Below are 5,662 nucleotides of genomic sequence, written 5' to 3'. Positions count from 1 at the left end.
CGCGCTCGAGGTCGCGGGCGCCGGACGCCGGCCCCCTGGCGGCCGGCCGGCTGGTCAGCACCCAATGGATCCTGCCCGGCCGGCACGTGACCCAGGGCGACGGCTGGGTCGTCGAGATGCCCGGACTGATCGTCGATCTATCCACCCCGATCGCCCACGCGTTCGCCCGGGCCGGCGAGCCGATCCAACTCCTGACCGGCGTCACCATGATGTGCGGCTGCGGCCTGGAGTCCGGCGGGACCTGGAACGCCGACGACGTCACGGTCGAGGCCTGGATTTATCGGGACGGCGAGGCGCCGCAGGTGGTTCCATTGCCCTTCACCGGCCAGGCCAGCCGGTTCGCCGCCACCTACACGCCCGGGCGCCCGGGCCTCTACGAGATCGAAATCCGCGCCTGGGAACCCGCGGGGAACAACGCCGGCGTCGCCCGCACCACCGTCTTCGTCCGCTAGGAGCCCGCCGGGATGCGCCGCCCTCTTGTCCTCGCCGTCGCCCTGTTCGGCGCCGCGCTCGTCTCCCCCGCCTGCGCCGGTCCGGTCTCGGCGGACCCCTCGCGGGCGGCCGTCGAACAGGCGGTCGACGCGCCGGTCAGGGCGCTGATGGCCGATCCAGGCTACCGGTCGCTGACCGTCGCCGTCTCTATCGACGGCCGCCTGGAGACCTTTCATTTCGGCCGGCTTCCCTCAGGCGAAATGCCGAACGACCAGACCCGCTACGGCATCGGCTCCATCACCAAGACCTACACCGGCCTGTTGCTGGCCCAGGCGGTCGCGGACGGCAAGATCGGGCTCGACGATCCGGTGTCCGACTATCTGCCGGACGTTCCGCCCGAGGTGTTCCGCCGCGACGGGGCCGTCGTCACCATCCGCCACCTGGCCACCCACCTGTCGGGCATGCCGGTGAACCTGGCCTGCACGGACCCCGGCCTGCCCCCTCCGGCGATGGAGACCTGCTTGTCGGCCCATGATCGCGCCGATTTCTTCGCCCGCCTGCGCGCGCTGCGCCTCGAGCACGCACCCGGTCAGCAGTACATCTATTCCGGCGCCGGTTCGCGCCTGCTCGGCTATGTGCTCGAGCGCGTCTACAACGACAGCTATTTCAACCTGCTGCGGCGCTTCGTCTTCAGCCGCACCGGCGAAACCCGGACGCGGTGCTGGATCTCGGCCGCCGACGTCGCGACCCTGGCGGTCCCCGCTCCCGCCGCGCCCGACGCCGACGAATCGTCCTGCACGGCCGAACGCGGCCTGATGACCACCACCGCCGACTTCGGGAAATACATGGCGCTGTACCTGGCCGGCGACGACGCCCTGACCCGCGCGGCCGGAACGCCGCTGGTCCAGTCCGGAGACTGGGGACGCGCCTATCAGTGGAACACCTACCGCCCCGAGACGGAGGGCCAGCTTTACCACGGCGGCGGAACGGGAGACACGTCCGCCTGGGTCTCGCTCTATCCGCGCGAGGGTCTCGGCGTTTTTCTGGTGACGCCGTACGTGGCGCCCGACGCCGACGTCCAGGCCAAGCTCAACGAGGCGGCCAACGCCATCGTCGAGGGTCTCCGCGAACGGGGGCGCTAAGGGGTCTCAGGAATCGCGTGGATGAAACTCGGTGTCGGCCCTACGACCTCAAGGTTCGGTTGCGGCCAGCCGCCTTATTGCCGACACCGCTTCACTCCCGCTGATCGCCATGAAGGTCGTCTGGAAGGTCACATCCCGACCATCGCTCAGCGAAAGGCGAACTTGGTCGCCGAAAGGGCCCGAACGGCCCAGATCGACGGCGTCCGCGATGTCTCTCACAGGGACGGACCGAAAGAACGCCCAGTACAAGAATAGGCGACCGCCATCGACATAGAGAGCGGCTGGCCGGGCCAGAAAATTCCAACCGTGCCAAATCGCGAGGGGTATCAGCGCGGTGGCGGTCACGGTCGCCGACACCAGCAGGATCCGGCCGGTCTCGGTCGAGTATCTTCCCCCTTGGTAGCTTTCGAGCCCAGGAATCTGAATCCAGCAGAGGGTGGCGAAGGCGAGGATGCCTCCGCAAAGCACGGCGAGCTTCCACGCCGAAAACCCTGCCAGGATCTGCACGTCACGGACTGCGGCGAGGTCGTTCATCCGCAACTCATTCCTGACTCTCCAAGAGTCCGCAACAGATCGAATCACGTCGCCAGCGTTCGCGGAGTCGATCGAGCCGCCAGCAAGCTTCTCTCATCGTCTCGCTTGTCCGGAGGATGAGGGAGCTTTGAGGACGCGCCCCCTACCCGTTCGCCGTCGCGGTCACCCGCCCGCCGCCCGGCGACCGGGCGATGTCCAGCAGCTTGACCCGGAACACCAGCACGCTGTTGGGCGGAATGCCGGGGCGGCCGGTCTCGCCGTAGGCCTTCTCGGGCGGCAGATAGACGATCCATTCGTCCCCGACCTTCATGTGCTGCAGCGCCTCGGTCCAGCCCTCGACCACCTCGCCCAGGGTGAACACCGCCGGCTGGCCGCGCTGGAACGAGCTGTCGAACACCGAGCCGTCCGTCAGCGTACCCTCGTAGTCCACGCGGACCAGGTCGTTGCTGTCCGGGCTCTCGCCGCCGGGCGGGCCCGAGTTCAGGACCTTGTACTGCACGCCCGACGGCAGGCTTTGAACGCCCTCGGCCTTGGCGTTTGAGCTCATGAAGAAGGCCGCCGCGCGGGCGTTCTCGGCCGCGTCCTGGTTCGGCAGGGCCGAGTCCCGGCCGCAGGCCGCCGTCGTCGCCGCCAGTCCCAGCGCCGCCAGGACCGCCGCGCCCTTAGCCCATCCGAAGGTCATAGCCCGCCTCTTCCAGTCCCTGTCTGATTTCCAGCGCGTGCGCCTCGCCGCGGGTCTCGACCATGATGTCGAACTCCGCGCCCTTGGCCGGCACGTCCAGCGCCAGCCGGTTGTGCACCACGTCGATGATGTTGCCGCCCAGGCCGCCGATCACGGCGCTCATCTTGGACAGCATCCCCGGCCGGTCGTCGCCCAGGATGCGGTAGACGACCATCTTCTTCTCGCGCACCAGCTCCCGGTTCAGCACCACGGCCAGCATTCGCGCGTCGATGTTGCCGCCGGTCAGCTCGATGCCGACCTTCAGCCCCTTGAACTTGTCCGGATAGGCCAGCAGCGCGGCCAGGCCGCCGGCCCCGGCGCCCTCGGCCACCGTCCGCTCCATGGTCGCCAGGTAAGAGACGCCGCGCTCGAAATCGGCCTCCTGCACCACCAGAACGTCCTCGATCAGCGGATCGACCAGGGCGAACGGAATTTCGCCCACCGCCTTGATCGCGATCCCCTCGGCGATGGTCTGGCCGCTGCATTTCGGCGGCAGGCCCGCCCGCCGGGCCGTGTAGGACGGATACATCGCCGCCTCGACGCCGAAGATCCGGATCGAGGGCTTGATCGCCTTGGCCGCGATCGCCGTGCCCGCGATCAGCCCGCCGCCGCCGATCGGCACGATCAGCACGTCCAGGTCCGGCGCGTCCTCCAGGAACTCCAGCCCGCACACGCCCTGGCCGGCGACGATCCCCTCGTCGTCGAAGGCCGAGACGAAGACATAGCCCTTCTCGTCGCGCAGCCGGTGCGCTTCCTCGGTGGATCCCGTGAAGTCCAGCCCTTTGATCACCACCGTGGCCCCGTGGGCCCGGGTGCCGTCCGCCTTCACGAACGGGGTGCCCTCCGGCATCACGATGGTCACCGGCACGCCCAGCCGCGCCCCGTGATAGGCCAGCGCCTGGGCATGGTTCCCGGCCGAGGCCGCCACCACCCCGCGCCGCTTCTCGTCCGGGCTCAGCTGCAGCAGCCGGTTCAGCGCCCCGCGCTCCTTGAAGCTGCCGGTGAAGTGCAGGTTGTCGAACTTGATCCACACCTCCGCGCCGGTCAGCTGCGACAGCTTGCGGGAGTAGCGGACCGGCGTGCGGTCGACCTGGCCGGCGATGCGGTCCCGCGCCGCCAGAATGTCGTCAAACGTGACTGTCATGGGCGTCCCCTATAGCCGGTCTCGCGCCGGTTTGCCGGGCGCTTGTGGACCACCCACCGGCGCCTCGCAACCTTGACCTTATCGCGGCGTTGAGCGTCTGATCCCTGTTCGACCCGCGCCCCGATGGAGTGAGCCGATGACCGTCTCCAAACCCGCCCTCTCGCTGATCCTTCTGGCCGGCGCCGCCCTGGCCGGCTGCGGAACCGTGCCGTCGGACGGCTTCGGCGGCGGCGGGGGCCGTCCGGCCGCCTTCGACGCCGAGGATTTCGCCTGGTCTGCGCAAGGCGGCCGCGCGTCCATCGACGGCCGGATCGCCTATGTCCGCGACGGCCAGGCCTTCGCCTGCACCGGCTCGGTGGGCCTGACCCCGGACACCCCCTACACCCGCGCCCGCTTCCAGAACCTGTACGGCTCCACCGACCGCGCGGCGGTTCCCGAGGCGATCGTGCGCGCCCGCACCGTGCCCGACCCCAACGCCGATTACCGCTCCTTCGTCCGCTCCGAGACCTGCAGCAACGGCCGCTTCGAGTTCGCCAACCTGCCGGCCGGCGGCTGGTTCATCATCGCCCCGGTCAGCGCCGGCGGCGACCGCGTGGTGCTCATGCGCCACGTCGACACCCGCGCCGGAAGGGTCGCCGTCACCCTGCCCTGAGGTCGCCTTAGCCGTCCCCTGGCCGCGTATCGGGCCGTTCCGGAGAGTTAACCATGCGTCGCTCCCTCCTGATCGTCCTGGCCGCACCGATCCTGGCCCTGGCCGCCCCCGCGGCCGCCCAGACCTGGGACCGCTACGACGGCGGCTACGCCTACGATTCCCCGGCCGACCGGGACGGCTGGCGGCGCTATGACGGCTACCGGCGTCAGTCCAACTCGGTTCCGTCGGACTTCGACTGGCGCGGCCAGCTGGACCGTCCCGGCGACTATCGCTGCGACCCGTTCTGGGACGCGAACCGCGATGACTGCGGCGCCGGCTGGCGCGACCAGCGTCATCGCGTCAGCCCCCAGGCCCGCCGCGACTATCGCTCCCTCGCCGGCTGGCGCCACGACGACGGCTACGGATACGGACACGGCCGTTACGAGTATGGCGACGATCGCTATCGCTACAGCCGCGGCTATCCCCGCCAGGGTTACGGGTCGTCCTATGGCTATTACGGCCACGGCCAGGGCGGAACCGCCTACCTCGGCGCCTACGGCCGCCCCGATGTCGTCTTCCCGGGCGGCGGCCACGGCTACGCCGACGGCCGCGACCGCCGCCGCATCGACTGGTGCCGCGCCGCCTACCGTTCCTACGATCCCGCCAGCGGCTACTACCGCGCCTACAGCGGCCGCCTGATCTGGTGCGGGTGAACGGCCGGTACCTATAGCGCGCCAATCGCGCTCAAGCAGCGAGCCGCCGCGCGGCGAGCGATAGCGCACCGCAAACGAACGAAGTTCGTCCGATCACAGACGTGTGGACGAGCGGCGTTCGCCATGTTTTCGCCTCGACCGGCCCGCTTGGGTCGCCTTCGCCCGTTTGGGCGCAGTCGAGGGGGAGCGTCATGTCCCAGCACAACATCTCCGGCTCCGAGGTCTTCGGGCCCAAGCCGTTCGTCATCCTTCGCGGCGTCAGGACCAGCGGGCCTGCGCCGTCAGCGCAGCGCCCCGCACCCCTGGGCCGCCTTCGTGGGCCGGGGGGCGGTCGTCGCCGTCGTC

The 5,662-nt window shown here is 69.8% G+C and carries 7 protein-coding genes; 4 read left to right on the top strand and 3 right to left on the bottom strand.

What is annotated here, in order from left to right; genetic code table 11:
- Both AC2W7C_RS12860 and AC2W7C_RS12855 read left to right on the top strand, forming a co-directional pair.
- Positions 1-452: hypothetical protein (locus AC2W7C_RS12860; protein ID WP_486001793.1), on the top strand; the 452-nt coding region annotated here is incomplete at its 5' end.
- Between the two features lie 12 nt (positions 453-464).
- Positions 465-1,574 (top strand): serine hydrolase domain-containing protein, encoded by a 1,110-nt coding sequence (locus AC2W7C_RS12855; RefSeq protein ID WP_486001792.1) that lies wholly within the window; start codon positions 465-467, stop codon positions 1,572-1,574.
- Between the two features lie 48 nt (positions 1,575-1,622).
- Here AC2W7C_RS12855 and AC2W7C_RS12850 read toward each other — a convergent pair whose 3' ends face one another.
- The 3 genes from AC2W7C_RS12850 to AC2W7C_RS12840 all read right to left on the bottom strand — a co-directional run bounded on the left by AC2W7C_RS12850 (position 1,623) and on the right by AC2W7C_RS12840 (position 3,973).
- The gene (locus tag AC2W7C_RS12850) at positions 1,623-2,108 is read right to left on the bottom strand and encodes a hypothetical protein (RefSeq protein ID WP_486001791.1); all 486 of its coding nucleotides are present in this window, start codon (positions 2,106-2,108) and stop codon (positions 1,623-1,625) included.
- 142 nt (positions 2,109-2,250) lie between these two features.
- Entirely contained in the window at positions 2,251-2,790 is a 540-nt protein-coding gene (gene bamJ, locus AC2W7C_RS12845) for a BamJ family beta-barrel-assembly machinery protein (protein WP_486001790.1), read from the bottom strand.
- Positions 2,771-3,973, bottom strand: coding sequence for a threonine ammonia-lyase (locus AC2W7C_RS12840; RefSeq protein ID WP_486001789.1), 1,203 nt, complete (start codon positions 3,971-3,973; stop codon positions 2,771-2,773). The genes bamJ and AC2W7C_RS12840 overlap by 20 nt, the downstream gene beginning before the upstream one ends.
- Before the next feature lie 136 nt (positions 3,974-4,109).
- On the opposite strand from AC2W7C_RS12840, the gene AC2W7C_RS12835 reads away from it, so the two are divergent.
- Entirely contained in the window at positions 4,110-4,625 is a 516-nt protein-coding gene (locus AC2W7C_RS12835; protein ID WP_486001788.1) for a hypothetical protein, read from the top strand.
- Between the two features lie 53 nt (positions 4,626-4,678).
- Entirely contained in the window at positions 4,679-5,317 is a 639-nt protein-coding gene (locus AC2W7C_RS12830) for a BA14K family protein (RefSeq protein ID WP_486001787.1), read from the top strand.
- Positions 5,318-5,662 lie beyond the last annotated feature (345 nt).

It is taken from the genome of Brevundimonas sp. CURTG3B2_SDJG (assembly GCF_057364705.1).
The sequence above is the reverse complement of the archived record's forward strand: the minus strand, read 5'-3'. Positions and strand labels throughout refer to the sequence as shown.